Here is a 20,517-nt window from a genome sequence, read left to right on the forward strand (position 1 = left end):
GAAGGCGTGGCAAGGCCGAATCCGACTGCCCGCCGCGCCGCGCCCCGCCAGGCGCGCGTCCTTTGGCCTGCCGTCGCGGCACTCGACCGCGCCGGACCGCGACCGGACCCGGCCTGCGGTTCCTGCATCCGCTGAAAAAAACCCCTCGCTCGCACTTCCGCGCGGCCATGGCGGCCGCGCGCCATCGCAGGCGCACGCGCCTGGTCATCGGGAAGAAAACGACATGAACAGCAAAGGCCACCCCCGGACGTCCCGCCACGGTTCCCGCGCGGCGTCCACCGTGCAGGCGCTGAAGCCGAACCGCCTGACCATGGCCCTGCTGGCGACCTGGGGCGCGCTGCCCAACGCAGCGCTCGCCGCCAACAACATCACCCTGACCGAGCGCAGCCCCGGGGTCACCGACACGGCGACCACGATCACCCCGCGTGGCGGCAACCCAAACGTCACCGACATCAGGACCTCGACGGTCCGCGGCGACACCGGCTTCAACTCGTTCGGCCACTTCATGGTCGACACCGGCAACACCGTCAACCTGTACGTGCCGACCGGCGCGAACAACCTGGTCAACCTGGTACACGGCAGCGCGCCGACGATCAACGGCACGCTCAACGGCCTGCTCGAGTCCAGCGGCAGGATCGGCGGCAACATCTTCTTCGCCAGTTCGCACGGTTTCGTGGTCAATTCCGGCGGCGTGATCAACGTCGGCAGCCTGCTGGTGACCACCCCCAGCAGCGCGAAGATGCAGGAGCTGCTGCGCATCGCCAATGGCACCGACAGCGCCGACTACGACCAGCTGGCGCTGGACCTGCTGGCCGGCAAGTACGATGGCGGCAACGGGACGGCGACCATCGGCGGCCTCGTCAACAGCGCCGGCGCCATCGACCTGTTCGCCGCATCGGCCACCGTCGCCTCTGCCGGCGCGGTCAATGCCGGCGCGAAGGTGTTCGACGCCACGGTCAACACCAATGGCAGCCTGGACGTCAGCGCCGCCGTGCGCAAGGACGGCTCGATCAGGATCGTCGCCGACGATACGGTGGAGGTCAGCGGTGCGCTGCGTGCGCTGATGGAGGACAACTCCGGCGCGGTGGTGCAGGTGGCCGCCGCACGCGGCATCGAGCTCAAGGGCAGCGGGCGGATCGACACCACCGCCGGCGCCGCGGGCCTGCACGGCGGCGACGTGACCCTCGAAGCGCCTTCGATCCAGCTTTCCGGCACCTCGTCGGTGGTGACCCGCGCCAGCGGCAATGGCAGCGCCGGCGACATCACCCTGCACGCCTACAGCGACGTCAGCTGCACCTTCTGCGGCGGCGACGCCGGCGACGCGCAGACCATCGAGGAACTGGCCGACGGCCTGACCACGCAGGCCAGCCCGCTGCTGCAGGCCAAGCTGGGCAAGGCCGACGTGGCGATCGCCGCCGGCGCGGCGCTGGATGCCGGACACACCGGCACCGGGACCGGCGAAGCGGGCGATGTCGACGTCCGGGCGTTCGCCTTCGACCGGCAGATGGCCGGCTACGCCGAGGCGACCAGCTCGATCAAGGTCGACGGCAGCATCACCGGCCGCGACGTCAGCCTGCGCGCGGCCGCCAACGCCCACGTGTCGGCCGACATCCTCAACAACCTGCTCAATACCGGCGACCTGGCGTCGGACGTCTCCAACCTGGTGGGCACGCTGGGCGAGGAAGCGGCCTGGACGCAGATCTTCGAAACCCTGCAGGAGTCGGTCGACTACCAGCGGGTCAGCGACCTGGGCCTGCTGGGCCTGGATCCGGCCAACTACAGCGAGCTGACCGTCCTGCTGCCTTACCTGTCGGTGCTGATCGCGCGCGCCAACGCCGACGTGACGGTGAGCTCGACCGCCGTGCTCGACGCCTCGCGCAACCTCGACCTGCAGGCCGACAGCACCCGCCTGGTGCAGGCCTCGACCTTCTCGCTGCCGATCGTCAACAAGAAGATGCCGTTCAACTTCGGCCTGGCCTATGGCCGGATCGACGGCACGACCAAGGTCGACGTGCAGGCCGGCGCCGATCTGGACGCCGGCGGCGACCTGGACATCAGGGCGTTGAGCGACGACACGCTCGACGTGATGGCCACCTCGGTCAACAACCACGACGCCAACGGCAACACGCTCACCACGATGGGCATCGCCTTCAGCATGGCCCACAGCGACATCACCACCGAGGCCAAGGTCGCCCAGGGCGCCGCGCTGGACGTGGACGGCGACGTCGTGTTGGCCGCGCTGACCGAGCAGAACCTGTCCAACAGCGCCGACTTCAAGGCGATCGGCGATGGCGCCACCGGCGGGCCGTCGATCGCGCTGACCCTGTTCAACAGCAAGACCCGCGCGGTGTTCGACGCCGACCTGTCGGGTGCCACCGACCTGGCCGTGTCGGCCACCAACCTGGTCCACAGCCAGAGCAACAGCGCCTCGGTGCAGGTCGGCAAGAACGCGCTCAACCACCTGAAGAAGCAGGTGATGGGCAGCTCCCAGGTCAAGGGCGTCACCGATGCGCTGACCAACAAGGTCAAGTCGCTGTTCGGCATGAAGCCCAGCGCCGACAAGGACACCACCCCGACCGAGAGCAAGTTCCGGCTGGCCTCGGCACTGGCGATCGGGATCTCCGACCACCAAGCCGAGGCGGTGGTCGGCAGCGGCGGCGCCGCCCCGGACATCGACATCGCCGGCAACCTGAGCGTACAGGCACTGCAGCGCCAGTCGTCGATGCACAACAGCGCCGACAGCACGGTCAACGCCGACGCGGAGAAGGAAGACGGCTCCAAGACCTCGATCAGCGTGGCTGCTGCCTACGACCAGATCAGCCAGCAGACCCGCGCGCTGGTCGGCGACGGCAGCAGCCTCACCGCCGCGCGGATCGGCGTGGGCGCGCGCAACGAGCAACTGCTCGACCTGGGCGACATCACCCGCTGGAGCTCGGTGTCGGACATCTTCGGCAACCTGAAGACCATCGCCGGCGGGCTGCCGGAAATCCCGGGCAGCATCTCCACCTCCTACGCCAACTCGACCAGCGAGGCCCAGGACCTGGGCATGGCCGGTTCGTTCGCGGTCAGCTACCACGCGCTCGATGCCACCGCCTGGGTCGGCGACAACGTCAGCCTGACCAGCACCGCCAACGACGGCGGCGCGTGGAGCAGCAAGCCGCTGCTGGGCCTGGCGCCGTTCTACGACGACCAGGGCACGCCCGACGAAGACCGCGAGACGCTGCGCAACCTGCAGTGGGACTGGGACGCCTCGCTGGCGGTGCAGGCCGATACCCTGGTCGAGCAGCTGTCGATCGCCGGCAACCTGTGGTGGACGCTGTTCAACGTCGGCGCCGATGGCGACGACGGCAAGGCGGTCGGCGGCGGCGTGAACGTGCAGGTGGCCACCAACCGCAGCGTGGCCGGCATCGGTGCCAACGGCACCGTGCAGTCGGAGAAGGTCGACGTTTCCGCGCACCAGGACGAACTGGTCATCGGCATCAGCCCTTCGGCCGGCAAGGGCACCAGCGCCGCCGGCAACGGCGCGGTGGTGGTGGGCGTGGTCGACGCCAACGTCAATGCCTCGATCCACAACAGCACCGAGGTCGAGGCCGGCCAGGTCGGCCTGTCGGCCCGCCACGACATCGGCCTGTGGAGCGCGGCCGGCGCGCTGGCGGTTTCGCAAGAGACCAGCATCGGCATCGGCGCGGCGGTCAACGTACTGACCTCCGACGTGGAGGCCACCGTCGGCGACAACAACGGCACCGATGCCGACGGCGTCAACCTGTGGCGCCCGGAATCGCTGGGCGACGGCGCCGCCGGCGCCGGCAACGCCCACTGGAGCGTCGACGAGATGCTGGTCGACGCCAGGAGCACCGGCCAGAGCGGCGCGTTCGGCATCGCTGGCGCGCTGGCGCGCAGCGAGCAGGAGCAGCAGAAGCAGGACGAGGCCACCGCCAACGATGGCGGCGGCGATTCCGGTCCGATGAACCTGCTCAGCGGCGAAGGCGCCAAGCTGCTGGCCAAGTTCGGCCTGGCCCAGGCCGGCCTGTACGACGGCCTGGCCACCGCGGTCGACTACGGCACCAAGATCAAGGATGCGCTGACCCAGACCCCGGACAAGGTCGCCGGCCAGCTGGAGGGCGGCAAGGCGGCACAGAAGCCAGAGAACCAGATCGCCGGCGCCGGATCGGCGTCGATCAACGTCTCCGGCCAGAACACCCGCGCCGCGATCAGCGGCATCACCATCGATCCGCGCGGCACCGGCGTGGGCAGCGACGTCACCGTGCTCGCGCTCAACCAGACCAACCAGTTCAGCGGCGCCGGCGCCGGCGCGCTGACCCTGGCTTCCGGCCCGAAGTCCGACCGCAGCTCGGCGGTGGCCGGCGCGATCGCCTACAACCACCTGTTCAACGAGACCGAGGCGCTGGTCGACGGCGTCACCTTCAACGACAGCGACTCGCTGACCGTGCAGGCGGCCAGTGCCGGCGACCAGGTCGCGCTGGGCCTGGGCCTGGCGGTCTCCACCGGCGGCACCAACAACACCGCCGTGGGCTTCTCCGCCTCCGGCGGCACGATCACCAACACCACCCGCGCGGCGGTGGTGGACAGCATCGTCAACCAGCGCGATGACGCCGGCAGCGCGCAGTCCATCGAGGTCTCGGCCTACGACCGCGCGCGCGTGCTGCTGGGCGGCGGCGCGTTCGCCGGTACCTCCGGCAGCGGCACCAGTGCCGGCGGATCGCTGGTCATCGGCTACCTGGGCAACACGCTGCAGGCCGAATGGCTCGGCAGCCAGGCGCACGGGTTCGACCAGCTGGGCGTGGGCGCGTTCAGCGCCACCCGGGTGCTCGCCGGCGCGATCGCCGGCGCGGTATCCGCGGGCAGCGACAGCACCGCCGGTGCCGGTTCGATGTTCGTGCTGATCGTCGACAACGAGGTGAGCGCGAAGGTCGACCGCAGCGACGACACCGACCATTCCGAACTCGACGGCGGCGACGTCGAGGTGCTGGCCAGGAGCTCCAGCGGCCATGGCGCGCTCGATGCGCAGTTCGACAGCGCCTCCACCACCGCGCTGTCCGGCTCGGGCCTGGACCTGGACGGCAGCAGCACCGTGGCCGGGATCCAGGTCGAGCAGTCGGTCGACGACAGCCTGTTCGGCGGCGACGAGGACGCCAGCACCACCCACAGCCTGTTCGACGGCGTGCCGGCCGGCGAGGCGATCCTGGGCATCGCCGGCAGCCTGTCGCTGTCCAACGGCAAGGCGGTGGGCGTTTCGGCCGGCGGCATCTACACCGGCAGCGATTACACCGCCTCGGTCGCCAACACCGACATCACCCTCAGCGGCGACCTGGACGTCCATGCGCTCAACAGCACCGAGGCGCTGGCCGCCGCCGTTTCCGGCGCGCTGGGCAACGGCGATTCGGCCACCTCCGGCTCGATCACCGCCATCATCGCCCGCGGCACGGTCACCGCCACGGTCGACATGAGCGGGCGCAGCCAGCCTCTGGAAGCGAACGACCTCCGCGTGAGCGCGACCAAGAGCGGCGGCGCGTACTCGCTGGCCGGCAACATCACCGGAAGCGCCGGCTCGCGCTCGATGGGCGGCGCGTTCAGCATCAACGACCTCGAGCAGGGCACCCGGGCCGAGGTCAAGGGCGGGACCTACGACCTGTCCGGCGACGCCAGCATCGGCGCCGCCCAGCAGACCCATGTCATCACCGCGGCGTTGTCGGGTAGCGTATCGCTGAGTGACCTGGCGATCGGCGGCGCCGGCACCTTCAACCGCATCGCCGACACCACCACCGCCGCGCTCACCAACGCCACGCTCGACGCGCGCGACCTGTCGATCACCGCCAGCCAGCCTGGGCTGGGCGCGCAGATCTGGTCGCTGGCCTTCAACCTGGCCGCCAGTGGCGGCGGTAACGGCGTCGGCGGTGCCGTCGCGATCAACCTGATCGATGCCGAGCGCACCGCCAGGGTGAGCGGCAGCACGGTCAACCTGGGTGGCGACGCCACCCTGGCGTCCTCGCTGGACGGTGAGATCTGGGGCTTCGCCGTGGACGCGACCGGCGGCAGCAGCAACGGCGTCGGCGGCTCGATCGTGGTCAACAACATCGACGGCAGCGACACCGTGCTGGTCGAGGACAGCGACATCACCACTACCCGGGCCGATGGCGAGCTGAAGCTCGATGCCAGCGCCGGCGACGGCCTGATGATCGCCTCGCTGACGGGCTCGATCAAAGGCGGCGGCAGCAATGCGGTAGGCGGCGCGATCTCGGTCAACCGGATCGGCGCCGACCGCAGCGCGCTGGTGCGCAACGATGCCGCGAACACGATCGCCGGCTTCGGGGACATATCGCTGCTGGCCGGCGCGGACCAGGACATCTACGCGATTGCAGTGGCCGGCGGTGGCGCCGGCAACGTCGCGGTGAACGGTTCGTCGACCAGCAACGTCCTGGAAGGCACCGAGCGCGCCGCGGTGGAAGGCGGCAGCATCGATGCCGGGTCGCTGAAGGTTTCGGCCGCCGAGGGCGACCGCACGATCTGGAGCCTGGGCGGCGCAGTCAGCGGCGCGGGCAGCGTCGCCATCGGCGTGGCCAACGCCAACAACATCATCCTGGCCAAGCGCCAGGCCGAAGTGGCCGATGCCAGCCTGACCCTGGACGGCGCGCTGCAGATCGAAAGCGGCGGAGCGTCCCATATCCGTTCGGCGGCGGTCGGCGGCGGCGGTGGCGGGACGTTCGCCGGCGGCGCCTCGATCGCGGTCAACGTGGTCGAAGGCGAAGAGTCGGCGCTGCTGGACAACAGCACCGTCCATTCGGCCGATTCGGTGAGCGTCGAGGTCACCCGCGGCGATGCCGACATCAAGACCCTCGCCGGCAACGTCCAGGGCGGCGGCAGCGCCGCGGTCGGCGGCGCGGTGGCGATCAGCACCATCGGCCAGAAGCGCGAGGCCAGGATCATCGACAGCACCCTGTCGGTGGGCAGCGGCGCGGTCGACGTGCTGGCTTCCACCAGCGGACGCATCGACACCCTGGCGGTGGCCGGCGCGGGCGCGGGCGCCGGCGCGGGCGCGTTCTCCAACACCAGCAACAACATCGGCGCGCGTACCGGCGCGCTGGTGCAGAACAGCGGCGGCAATGCGGGCAACGTCACCGTGCGCGCCACCGACGACTCGGAGATCAACGCGATCTCCGGTGCCGTCGCGGTGGCCGGCGGCGCCGGCGCCGGCGCCGGTACCGCCATCAACCGGATCGACAGCGAGATCGAAGCGGCCCTGACCGGCACCCGTGGCAGCGGTTGGAACGTCACCAACCTGGCGGTGGACGCCGATTCGTCCAGCGACATCCTGTCGGTGGCCGTCGGTGGCGGCGGCGGCAGCGGCGCCGGGGTCGGCGCCGCGGTGGCCACCAACCTGGTGACCACGCAGAGCAAGGCGCACGTCAGCAATGGCGCCAAGGTCACCGCGCAGCACAACGTCGGCATCAGCGCGAGCAACCACGATGCCATCCTCGGCATCGGTGCAGGCATCGCCGGTGCCGGCTCGGTGGCGGTAGGCGCTTCGGTGACGGTCAACCTGATCGAGACCGAGACCGAGGCGTACATCAGCGGCGCGGCCACCGAGGTCAGCGCGCTGGGGCTCAGCAGCAGCGACACGATGACCATCGACAGCGGCGAGCTGCTCAACGCGCCGCTGGACGACCGCGAATGGTTCGACGAGTCCGCGGTGGAGGCCAACCACGGCGACGACGAGGAGTGGGTGGGCGGCGACCTGTTCAACCCGGCGCCCAACCTGGGCATCGGCCAGCGCAGCTTCACCGGCCTGGCGGTGCAGGCGAGCAGCCTGCAGCAGGTCGGCCAGCTGTCGCTGGCGGCCGCCGTCTCGGTGGTGCCGCTGGGCGGCGCGTCGGTGGCGGGCCTGTTCAACACCAGCGTGCTCGGTGGCGCGACCGAGGCCTACATCGATTCGGCGAAGATCAACCAGGCGGCCGGCGCCGGCAGCGCGCAGGACGTGCACGTGGGCGCGGCCAGCCATGGTTTCAGCGCGAGCTACGAGGCCAGCCTCGGTGTGTCGGCGGGCTGGGCCGGCGTGGGTGCCGGCGTCGACGTGCTGGTCAACCAGCGCACCACGCGTGCCAGCGTGAGCGGGGCGACGCTGGACAGCGTCGGCGACACCAGCGTGCAGGCCGAATCGACCCAGTACGCCAGCAGCGTGGTCGCCGCCGCCGGTGGCGGCGTGGTCGGTGCTGCGGCCGCGGCACAGATCAGCATCCTCAAGGGCACCACCGAGGCGCTGGTCGGCGGCGGCAGCCAGCTCGACGTGGGCTCGCTCGACGTCGACGCCTCGGCGCTGCAGGTGATCGCGCCGAACGTGGCCACCCTGGCCGCCGGCGCCGGTGCGCTCGGCGCCGGCTTCGGCATGGTCTATAACCAGAGCAACACCCGCGCCTGGATCGGCGAGCCGCTGGGCACCGCCGGTTCGGCGATCAACACCCGGATCGACGCCGGTGGCGTCGACATTTCCGCCGACAACACCACGCGCCTGCAGATGCTCGGCGTCGGCGTGGCCGGTGGCGGCGCGGCGGTCGCCGGAACGGCGACCATCGCGATCGTCGAGACCGTGACCGAGGCTGGCGCCAGCCAGGCCGATTTCGGTTCGGCCGGCAACCGCATCGACTATCTCGACATTGACGCCAGCGACCGCCTGCAGGCCGATGTCACCGTGGGCTCGGCCGCGGCCGGCGGACTGTCGGTGGGTGCCAGCGCCAACGTGCTGGTCGCCAACAGCGCCACGCGCGCGCTGCTCGACAACAGCAGCGTGCATTCCAGTGGCGACGTGGGGGTCGATGCCCAGCGCAGCACCGATGTCACCATGAACACCGTGACCGGATCCGGCGGCGCCGGATTCGCCCTGGGCGGCAGCATCGGCCTGCTGGTGCTCGGCTCGGGTGCTTCGACCCAGGTCAACGAGGAAGGCGAGTCGTTCGACCCGATGGGCGAACTCAACAAGGACGGCAACGGCACCCTGGCCACGCTGGACGGCATCGGCGACGACGACCGCGTGGGCGACATCACCTACGAGGACTTCGTCTACAACTCGACGACCCAGCAGTACGAGAAGGTGACGGTCACCGACTCGTCGTCGAAGGACAGGCTCAACAGCAGCAGCAAGGCCACCGGCAGCGACCGCCTGCAGTCCTCAGCCCCGGCCAGCTACAAGCATGAGACCGTGGCCCGCATCAATGGCAGCACGGTGGTGGCCGGCGGCGATGCCGGCGTCAACGCGAGCGACCGGCTGGAGTCGAGCAACCTGGCCGGCAACGTGGCCGTCGGCGGCCTGGCCGGCGTGGGCATCGGCATGGGCCTGACCTTCTCCAACGCGCAGGTCAAGGCCGAGGTGCTCGGCGGCAGCCTGCAGGCCAACGACGTGTCGGTGACCGCGCAGTCGCTCGATCTCGGCAGTGCCCCGGCGGTGACCGTCAAGGCCGAGAGCGGCGCGGCCGGCGGCTTCGTCGGCGCTGGTGCGGCAGTGGGCGTGGCGGTCGTGGACAACCGCGTGTCGACCACGCTGGGCGGCGACATCGACGCCTCCGGCACGCTGACTGGCCGCGCGCGCGACGCGCAGGACGTGCGCGTGGAAGCGCTGGGCGCCAATGTCGGCGGCGCCGCCGGCGCGGGCGTGGTGATCGGCGTGGCCAAGCATGACAGCGACGTGTCGCTGGATGTCGCTTCGGGCACCGCGCTCGAGGCGACCGACATCGACCTGGCCAGCGTTTCCGAGTCGGCGGTCAGCCTGCTCGGGCGGGGTGGGTCCGGCGGCATCCTGGCCGGCGTGAACGCGACCATCATGGTCGCCCGCGACGACAGCGACTCGCGCCTGACTGTCGGCGAGAACGCCGAGGTTTCCGCCGATGGTTCGCTGTCGCTGGTGGCCGAAGCGCGCCCGCACGTGGACATCTACAGCGAGGGCGTGGCAATAGGCGGCCTGCTCTCGGCCGGCGGCACGGTCGCCGTGGCCGACAGCACCGCCAGCGCCAGCCTGGACCTGCGCAGCGGCGCACACCTGGCCGCGCGCGACGCCACCCTGGCCAGCCGCATCGGCCTCAACGCCGACCGCAACAGCGCCGGCGTGGCCGCTTACGGCGTCAGTGGTGGCGCGGGCGTGGCGGTCAATGCCGTTGTCGCCACCGCCAGGAACACCAGCAGCAGCCGCTTCACCAGTGCCGGCGACGTCGAGTTCGAAGGCAAGGGCGGCACCTGGAACCTGGTCGCCTCGACGGACACCCGCCAGCGCGCATGGACCACCGGGCGCGCCGGCAGCCTGATCACGCTCGGCGCGCACGTGTCTGAAGCCACCGCCGACGCGACCACCGAGGCGCTGGTCAACGGCCTGTTCTCCGGCAGCTATGCCGGCATGAACATCGGCGCCAGCGCTGCCGTGGACAACCTGGCCGAAGCCTCGGCCGGCCAGGGCGGCCTGGTCAGCGGTGCGGCATCCAGCGCCACCACCCGCGACGACAGCACCACCCGCGCCGAGCTGTACGCGCGCGGCGCCGGCGGCGGAGCAGCGCAGCTCGGCCACCTGAACCTGTCGGCGCTGCACCAGTCGACGTTCAACGCCTTCGTCGACAGTACCAGCGCCGCCGTGCTGGGCATGAGCGGCTCATGGGCGAAGAACACGATCGACCTCGACACCCATGCCCGCCTGCTGGGCGGTTCGGACGTGGTAGCCACCAGTTACAACCAGGATGCACGCAACAAGGCGACCAAGGGCTGGAGCGCCAACTACAACGTGCAATCCGGCTCGGGCGGTATCTTCGACGCGGCCGCGGCCAGCAGCGTGTCGGAACTGTGGCTGGACGCGCAGAGCACCATCGGCGACAACGTCGACCTGGCCCTGTCCGGCGACTGGCGCAGCCCCCAGAAGCTCATCGTGCAGGCCTACAACGACGTCTACGCGCGCGACCGGGTCAAGCTCGACAGCGGCGGCGCGATCGCCATCGCCGACGCCGAGTCGAAGGTCGACGTGCGCCAGGCCGATGCCACGGCGTCGGTTGGCAATGGCAGCGACCTGTACAGCATCGGCGACCTGGTGCTGTCGGCCAGCGGCCGCTACGACATCGAGACGGCAACCAACGCCAAGACCTGGGGCCTGGCCGGTGCGGCGATGGGCGAGAGCCTGGCCAAGGTCGACGCGAACTACACGGTGGATGTCGGCGACGTGGACCTGTTTGCGTACGGCGACCTCAAGTTCCTGGCCGGCTACGACGTGGCCGGCGCCATGAACAAGGCCACCCTGACCGCGCGCACCGACCTGTGGAACAACACCGCCTTCCCGGTCGTTAACGACCCCGAGGCGGTGGCCTGGTACCAGCGCGATTCGCGCGTGAACCTGGCCTCGGGCAGCGCCGGGCGGGCGGTCGGCGACGTGCATGCCTATGCCGGCACCGGCTACTCGGTGCTCACCGGCGAAGGCGTGGGCAAGGACCTGTACCGCGAAGGCATCGGCAAGGCGCTGGGCCTGTCGCTGGACATCACCGGCGGCGAAACCGTCAACGGCGGCCTGGCCGTGGTCACCGCCAACGGCAGCCTGGATGCCGGCGTCTACAGCCAGCGCCACCTGCGCGTGAGCGGCCTGAAGTACTTCATCGACGGGGTCGAAGTCACCGACCTGAGCGCCATCAACGCCGGCACCACCGGCAACCTGACCGTGGTCCCGGTGGTGGACGCCAGCGAGGACGTGACCTGGTCGGTGCGCGAGGGCAACTACTCGCAGCTGATCAGCGACCGCATCGCCGAACTGCGCAGCCGCCTGGCCGATTACGGCCTGTCGCCGATCGAGCGCTCCGGTTTCGAGGCCGAACTCAACCTGCTGACCCGCACCCTGGACAAGCTCTATGCCGACCTGGGCGGCGATCCCGGCAGCGGCGTCAGCCTGCCGTCGCAGCTGAAGGTATGGATCATGGAGGTCGATCCGATCCTGGCGCGGCCGGGCAACATCCACGTCAAGGGCCATGCGCTGATCGGCAGCGGCAGCCTCAGCGCTCCGGGCGACGCCAGGATCGAGATCGCCAATGCCAGCTCGATGTTCCTGGACATCCAGGGCCTGGAGATCCCCGACCGCGAGGGCGGGCAGGTGCTGTTCAACGGCGCCAGGATGCGCAGCAACGGCGACATCAACGCCGCCAACCGCTTCGGCCTGGCCGCCGGTTTCGGCTCGATCCAGACATCGGAGAACTCGCCGCCGCCGGTGATCTCGGTCATCAACAGCTACAACCCGGCGACCGGCCAGGTCGACGGCTCGGGCCTGAAGGCGCCGGCGCCGGACATCCATATCAACGGCAAGATCAGCAACCGCCGCGGCAGCATCGACCTGACCGCCTCCTACGGCAGCATCTACGCCAATGCCGACATCCGCGGCCAGAGCCTGAACATCAGCGCGGGCAAGGACTTCGTCCTCAACAACATGGACGGGTTCACCCACATCGGCGGCGACCCGGCCTACAACAACAACGGCTCCACGCTCAGCCCGGCGGCCTCGGCCACCGTGGCCGGCAACAACGTGGTGATCACCGCGCTGTACCTGAACATCAACGGCCTGGTCCAGAGCGGCGTGGCCGACTGGTCGGTGGTGATCGACGAGAGCGCGTTCGGCTCGCTCGAAACGCTGCGAGCGGCCTGGAGGGCCGGCGGCCCGGCGGTGGTGCAGCTGGCAACCACCGACGCGCGGCTGGGACGGATCGGCTACAGCTACGACTTCCGCACCGACAGCATCGTCCTGGACCAGGTCGATATCGGTGGCGGCTACATGGAACTGACCGGCCACATCCTGAGCACCGGCAACGGCCAGCTGCGGGTGCTGGACGGCTACAGCCAGGTCAAGGTGGTCAACAACACCATCCGCGACCTGACCATCTCCGGGATCGACCTGGGCAGCGGCGTGCAGGGCCAGCTGCGGATCAACGACCTGGCCCGCCAGGCCGGCGACGACCGCGCCTGGTCCACGATCTACACCTACGACAACGGCCAGGTGCAGCGCTACGAAGGGTGGAGCAGCGAGATCCGGGTGAACGACAGCTTCCTGAAGGGAAGCACGTCCGGCCGCACCGCCACCTACGATACGACCGATGGCCGCACCTATGTGTGGCTGCAGGGCCGCGACCGCACCGACACCCGCACCAAGGTCGAATACTGGGACGAGTTCTGGGGATTCATCCCGACCGGCGACGGCACCGTGCTCAGCGACAACACCGTGCGTGGCGCGAGCACGCCGATCGACGGTGCCGAGTACATGGGCACCGCGAGCAATGCCTACCGGATCGACTACACCGCGGTCATCCTGCGCCATGCCCAGCTGATCGCGGCGGGCGATTTTGCCGGGGCGCAGGCCCTGATCGACGCCTACAGCAACGCGATCGCCACCGGTAACGCATCGGCCAGCGCGCTGCAGCCCTACCTGGTATGGCTCACGAGCGAAGGCCAGGTCATGGCCCAGCGCGACCAGACCTACCAGACCAGCGGCTGGGAGCAGATCGACCGCTACAACGGCGGCTACTGCCTCAAGCACTTCATCTGGTGCCAGGTCTACCGCACCACCCGCACCACCATCAGCCAGATGGGCCTCAAGGAAATCGATCGCTACACCGTGCTGGCCGATGCGCCGATCGGGATCGATTTCATCGGCTATGACAGCGGCCTGATCGACCTGACCTCGAAGGGCAATGTGACCCTGCTGGGCTCGCTGTTCAACGAGAGCGGCCGGACGTCGGTGAAGGTCACCGAGGGCGCGCTGACCCAAGGCAACGATGCGGTCGTCGCCGCGGCCAACCGCCTTGAGCTGGAGGCGCGCGATGGCATCGGGAGTGTCGACCAGGCCCTGCGCGTACAGGTCGGCGACACGCTGTCTGCCTACAGCAGCCATGGCGACATCAACCTGCATGCGGTCAATGGCGGCCTGGACTTCACCCGTCTCGAAGCGGCCCGCGGCGACGTGCAGGTGGTGGCGCAAGGCGACATCACCAGCAGCAGCGGCGCGGCGGTGACCGGCGCATCGATCGGTCTGACCTCGACCCACGGCAGCATCGGCAGCGACAGCCACCTGCTGCGCATCGACACCGGCAGCCACGAACGCGCCCTGTTCCGCGCCGACGCGGTGGGCGGCGTCTTCGTCGAGGAGACCAACGGCGACCTGTGGCTGGATACCGTCCGTGCCGGCGGCGACGTGCACCTGAAGGTGCGCAACGGCGACCTGCTCGACGGCAACGCCGACCTCACCTATGACGAGCGCACCCTGGATCAGCTGCGCGAGCTGTGGGCGGGCATGGGCCTCACCGGCGACGAAGCCGATGATGCCCTGGCGCTGCAGAAGGAATCGCTGGTCCGCGCCGGCAACCAGCGCTACGCGCGCTACTGGCAGTTGCGCAACCTGCAGCAGGTCAACGGCAACTGGGTGACCGACGCCTACGATCCGTCGCAGGCCGACTTCAGCGCCGCCCAGGTCGCGCAGATGCGCGCGCTGGGCTGGAGCGATGCGCGCATCGCCGACGCGCAGGCGCAGCAGCGGACCGAGTACGCGAAGTGGAACGCCGAGTTCGGCGGCACCGCCTATGCGTCCGGCTTCCAGTACGCGCTGTCGGGCACCGAGCTGGCCGCGCTGGAGTCCACCTCGCACTGGACCGAGGACGAACTGCGCTATTCGGTTTCGGCCAGCCTGCTCAACCGCGGCAGCGGCGGGTCGAGCCGGGTCGAGACGATGAACATCGATGCGCGCAATGTCACCCTCGAGGCGAACCGGATTGGCCGCCTGCTCGACCAGGACGTGGTCATCGACCTGAGCCAGGGCCCGGGCGCGTTGACGACCGCCCAGCGCGCCGCGCTGGCCTCGGCCGAGTACGACGACGTCTACTTCGACGACGACGCCAACCCGACCCTGATCCGCATCGTCCAGCGCGACGACGTCAACCTGCGTGCCGCGGGCGACATCCGCGCCACGGCCACCGGCGACGTGTACCTGGGCGGCGATCGCGACTTCAACATCTACGACGTCAACGGCCACACCATCCACATCAAGACCGACGGGAGCATCAGCAGCGCCAACGGGACCAACGTGGTCGTGCGCGGCCACGACGTGGTGCTCGAGGCGGCCAACGGCACGATCGGCGGCGATCCTTCCGGCGGCGACGGCAGCCTGCACACCGAGATCGGCGGCGACCTGACCGCGCGCGGCAAGGTCGTGGACCTGGTCAACCACGGCGACCTGAGCATCCAGCGCGTGACCGGCACCGACGCGGTGCGCCTGCGCGTGCTCGGCAACCTGACCGCGTCCACGCAGTTCGGCGAGAACCTGCTGGGCGGCAGCATCGACCTGTGGGTGACCGGCAACGCCGGCGACAGCCTGTCGCGGATCCAGCTGGGGACCGGCGGCCTGGCCGACCGGATCAACCTGGACATCGGCGGCAACGCCTGGATCGGCGGCCTGCAGGGTGCGCTGGGCCTGCCGGGCGTGCTGCGCTTCGACGGGGTGCAGGTCGGCGGCCTGCTGGACATCGGCCAGGCCGCGGACCTGTGGCAGTACGGCGACTGGAGCGTCGGTGGCCTGTCGCTGGATCTGGACAACCTGTGGCGGATGCAGGCCGGCACGTCGCTGGTGGCACGCGACGGCATCTTCGCCCGCGTCGATGGCGACGCCGAACTGGGCGACGTGGAAACCACCGCGGCCGGCAGCAGCATCGACATCGAGGCCTATTCGCTCCAGGCCGCGCACGACGGCGCGCAGTGGCGCGCGATGGACCTGCTGCGGCTGCGTGCGGCGGGTGGCGACATCGGCCGGGCCACGCGCTACGTGACCGTCGGCGGGCAGCGACTCGACATCGCGAGCATCCCGGGCAGCCTGTACCTGAAGCTGCTCGGCGGCATCGGCGGCGGCAGCCTGGCCAGCGCCGCCAGCCAGTGGTTGACCACCCTGGGCAACGTGCGCCTGGACGAGGTCCGCAGCGGCGGCGGCGACGTGACCCTGGACGGCAGCGGCGCGGTGTCGATCGATGCGCTGTATGCGCATGGCGCGCTGGACCTGAAGGCCGACGACCTGGCGCTGGGCGATGCCGAAAGCGCCACCGGCGATACCCGCATGCAGGTCGCCGGCGGTCTCGACGTGGGCGCGTTGCGTTCGGGCGCCGACTGGACCATGCAAGCGGCAACCGCCGACATCGGCACCGCCGACGTGCAGGGCGATGCGACCCAGACCGCGGACGTGCTCACCCAGCAGCAGCTGGCGGTGGGTGGAGACTGGATGCTGGATGCAGGCACTGCGGTGCTCGGCACGGCCGACATCGCGGGCGATGCCAGGCAGACCGCCGGCACCCTGACCCAGCAGCAGCTGAGCGTGGGCGGCGACTGGACGCTGGATGCCGGCGAGGCGGACATCGTCGCGGCGACCATCCAGGGCAACGCGACGCAGCAGGCCGGTCGCCTGGGCATGGACACGCTGGTCGTGGGCGGGGATTGGCAGCTCGACGGCGGCGATGCGGTGGTCGAGCAGGCCACGATCGCTGGCGAAGTCGATGTGACCCTGGCTGGCGACCTGTCGCTGGGCACGCTGGACGCGCGCTCCACCCGGATCAGCGCCGGCAACGCCTCGCGCATCGACCGGTTGGGCATCGACGGCGACCTGTCGCTGGCGGTAGCCGACAACCTGGCGCTGGGCCGCGCCGACGTCAGCCATGACGCGGTGCTGCGCCACACCGGCGCCGCAGGCCAGCTGGCCTACAGCGAACTGGCCGTGGGCAACGAGCTGGACGTGGCCGGCGCGGGCGACTGGACCGGCGGCGTTGCGACCTCCGGTGCGGATGCGCGCTTCGATGTCGGTAGCGCCGACCTGCAGCGGCTGGAAAGCCGCGGCGGCGACCTGCTGCTGCAGGCCCGGCGCCAGTTCGTGGCCGGTGCGCTGGCCACGCCGGCGGGCCGGATCGACCTGGTCGCCGGCAGCATCGAGGTCGATGCTGCCGACGCCGCGGCGACCCTGGACATGCAGGTGACCGGCGGCCCGTTGCGGATCCAGCACGGGCACAGCGGCGGCAACCTGACCCTGGGGGCCGCCGACGGCTCGCTGGCCGAGATCCACTTCGGCACGCCGGCCGATCCGCATGCGGTGGATGGCCTGTCGACCGCGCACCTGAAGTCCGGCGGCAACATCCTCGTGCGAACCGATGGCGACCTGTACGGCGGCAACGCCGAAGCCGACGGCAGCGTCACCCTGATCGGCCGCAACATGCGGCTGGGCCGGATCCAGAGCCTGCAGGGCGACGTCTTCATGCAGGCCGCGCAGGACATCCATGCGCTGCTGGTGGAAGCGCATGGCGACGTCGGCATCGTTGCCGGCGGCGACCTGGACATGCCCGAAGTGCGCTTCGGTGGCACCTACTCGCTCAAGGCGGGCAAGGACCTGACCGTGGGCATCGGCGGCGACCTCGACGTGGACGGCATCGCAGAAGCCGGCCGCGACCTGACCTTCAACGTGGGCGGCGACGTCGACCTGGCCGGGATCAAGGCCGGGCGCAACGTGCTGGTCAACGCCGGTGGCGGGATCAACCTGGACGAGGGCGTGGATGCAGGCGGCGACATCGACCTGTTGGCGCGCGGCGGCGGCATTTCCAGCGGCGGCGTGATCCGCTCGCGCGGCGCGCACGATGGCCAGCCCATGCTGGGGCAGGTCAGCCTGGTGGCCAGCGGCGATGTCGACGTGGCGGCGGTGCAGGCCGATGCCGGCAGCATCGCCGTCGACGGTGGCAGCCTGAGCATCGGTTCGCTGCTGGCCAGCGAGAACATCGACCTGCTCGGCCGCGGCTTCATCCACGTCGGCAGCAGCCGTAGCGGGGGCGGCCAGGACTGGCATGCCGGCACCGGCGACATCGCCTTCGACGAACTGCTCGCCGGCACCCAGGCCTACCTGGACAGCCTGCTCGACACCCGCGGCCGCGTGCTCTCGGCCGGGCAGGGGGCGGTGCTCAACGCCGGCTGGCGGCATGGTATTGCCAGCGAGGCGACGGTATGGCTGGACCAGGCCACGGCGCAGACGCTGGAGATCCACTCGGGCAACCGCATCCACGTCGGCGACGCCAACCTCGGCGCGTCCGCGGCGCTCCATGGCCGCGACATCGAGCTGTACGGGCGGCACACCGGCAGCGGCGCGCTCAACCTGTGGGTGCAGGGCATCGATTCGCCGGCGGCCGCGCGCCTGGATGCGGTGATCGACGCCGGCGCGATCCTGGTGCCGCGGCTGTTCGTGGTCGACGGCACCCTGCGGACCACCTCCGACCAGGTGGTGATCGAGGATGCGCAGCACGTGGACCGCCTGCGCCTGCACACCGCCAATGCCAACGTGCTGATGGACAACACCACGCCGGCGTACCAGGCCGGCGCGGACGTGCAGCTGTACGAGCTGGACAAGGCATTCCACCTGCGCCAGGAGGGGCTGGTCACCACGACCAACGCGTACGTCCTCCACCGCGCCTACACCCACCAGGTGCTGGTGCCCAACTTCCAGGCCTCGCACCTGGACGCGCTGCTCGAGTTCCAGCGCAACAGTGGCGCCCGTTACGGCGAGCAGCACCTGTCGGCGGCGTTCACCGAACAGCGCCTGGGCGAGCTGGATGCGTTCATGTTCACCGCAGGCGAGGCGCCGGAAGGCTGGGAGCTGTCGTGGGGATCGGCCCCGGCCGGTTCGCGGATGCAGCTGGAGGGCGATGGTGCGGACCCGGCGTCCGGCGATCAGGACCTGACCTGGTGGTCCGACGGCCCCGCCGTCGAAGCAAAGGAAGAAAGCCGCAACCTTGGAGCGATGCTGTGATGGTGAAGGAATGGGGGGTGCGCCTGGCGGTACTGGTCGCGATGGGTTGCGTCTGCGGCACCGCACTGGCGCAGGTCGCGCCGACGCTGCCGGGGCAGGCGAGCCCGGTGCTGCAGCGCGAACAGCTGGAGCAGCAGCAGCGGCAGCGCGAGATGGAGGAGCGGGCGCGGCAGGTGCAGGTGCCGGCGCTGAGGGGCGAAGCCATCGAAGCCCAGGCGCTGCCCGACCAGGACGTCGTCTTCGTCCTGCAGCGCATCCGCTTCTCGGCGTCGGTGTTCCTGCAGCAGTCCGAGCTGGAGGCGCTGGCCCAGCCCTACCTGGGCAGGGAAATCAGGCTGTCGGACCTCAATGCGCTGCTGGCGCAGATCAATGCGCTGTACGAAAAGGCCGGCCAGCTGACCGCGCGCGCGGTCATCCCGCCGCAGGAACTGGAGGGCGGCGAGCTGCGCGTGGTGCTGGTCGAGGCGAAGGTCGACCAGGTGGAGTGGCAGGGACGGCAATGGGTCGATCCGGGGTTCTACGACCGCCGCATCCCGCTGGAAAGCGGACAGGTCCTGGACAGCCCGAAGCTGATGGCCGACATCCAGCGCTTCAATGCCACCACGCCCGGGCCGCAGGTGAGCGCGGGCCTGTCGCCCGGCCGCGGCTTCGGCACGTCGGACGTGACCCTGCAGGCGCACGAGCCCGAGCGCCTGCAGTGGCTCGGCTTCGCCAACAACTACGGCAACCAGGGCAGCGGCCGCGAGCAACTCGGCGGCAGCCTGACCTGGTTCTCGCCCACCGGCGCGGCCGACAGCTTCACCGCACTGGTGGTCGGCACCCGGGACTCGACCTATGGCAGCCTGCGCTACTCGCGGCCGGTCAACCGCCACAACGGCGTGGTCTGGGTCGAGGCCGGCGCCAACACCATGGCCGTCACCGACGGCCCGTACGCGGACCTGGACATCGAAGGCGATTCGCAGGTCTATTCGGCCGGCTACGACCATCCCTGGTGGCTGGGCCCGGAGTGGCTGCTGCGCGCCGGCGGCGGCTACATGTGGCAGGCCGCCGAAACCACGGTCGAGGGCGAGTCGCTGAGCGACACCGACACCGGCGAGGCGTTCCTCTCGGGCACGGTCGAGTACCGGGGCAGCCCCTGGTACGTGCGCTACGACCAGCGCGTGCGCCTGGCCTCGGCCGACAACGACATCAGCGGCGAGAGCGGGGACTACACCCTGCTGGCCGGCAGCGGCCTGCTCAACCGGGCGATCGGGGAGGACTGGGGCTTCAACGCGCGCCTGCAGTGGCAATACGCCAGCGATCCGGCCAAGTTGCCGGCATCGCTGTACTTCCAGCTCGGCGGCATCGCCAGCGTGCGCGGCTATGATCCGGGCGTTATCTCGGCCCCGCGCGGCGTGGCCACCAACCTGGAGTTCTCGCGCCGCTTCGCCGGGCGCTGGCAGGTGTTCGCGTTCTACGATTACGGCCTGGCCACCGAACTGGGCACGCGCGACGTGGACCTGCAGGGCGCGGGGCTGGGCCTGAACGTGGACTGGAACCGCCACTTCAGCGCCAGCCTGGTCGCCGCCAGCGCGCTCAAGGACGTCGTCCCGGACCAGGACAGCGGCCAAGTGCTGCTGCAGGTCATCGTGCGCTGAGCGCCCGTCGCACCGATAGACAACCCATCGCCACACGAACCAACGATGCATTGC

2 protein-coding genes are annotated in these 20,517 nt (G+C 70.3%); both read left to right on the forward strand.

Annotated features, from left to right (window positions below):
* Positions 1 to 223: 223 nt before the first annotated feature.
* On the forward strand, positions 224 to 18,826 hold the full coding sequence (locus tag ABKA19_RS11520) for a leukotoxin LktA family filamentous adhesin (protein ID WP_353689023.1): 18,603 nt from the start codon (positions 224 to 226) through the stop codon (positions 18,824 to 18,826).
* Positions 18,826 to 20,463, forward strand: a complete 1,638-nt coding sequence (locus ABKA19_RS11525; RefSeq protein WP_353689024.1) for a ShlB/FhaC/HecB family hemolysin secretion/activation protein — start codon at positions 18,826 to 18,828, stop codon at positions 20,461 to 20,463. The genes ABKA19_RS11520 and ABKA19_RS11525 overlap by 1 nt, the downstream gene beginning before the upstream one ends.
* Positions 20,464 to 20,517: the final 54 nt, after the last annotated feature.

The sequence above is a fragment of the Pseudoxanthomonas sp. Soil82 genome, from assembly GCF_040446535.1.
In the GTDB taxonomy this organism is placed as follows: domain Bacteria; phylum Pseudomonadota; class Gammaproteobacteria; order Xanthomonadales; family Xanthomonadaceae; genus Pseudoxanthomonas; species Pseudoxanthomonas kaohsiungensis.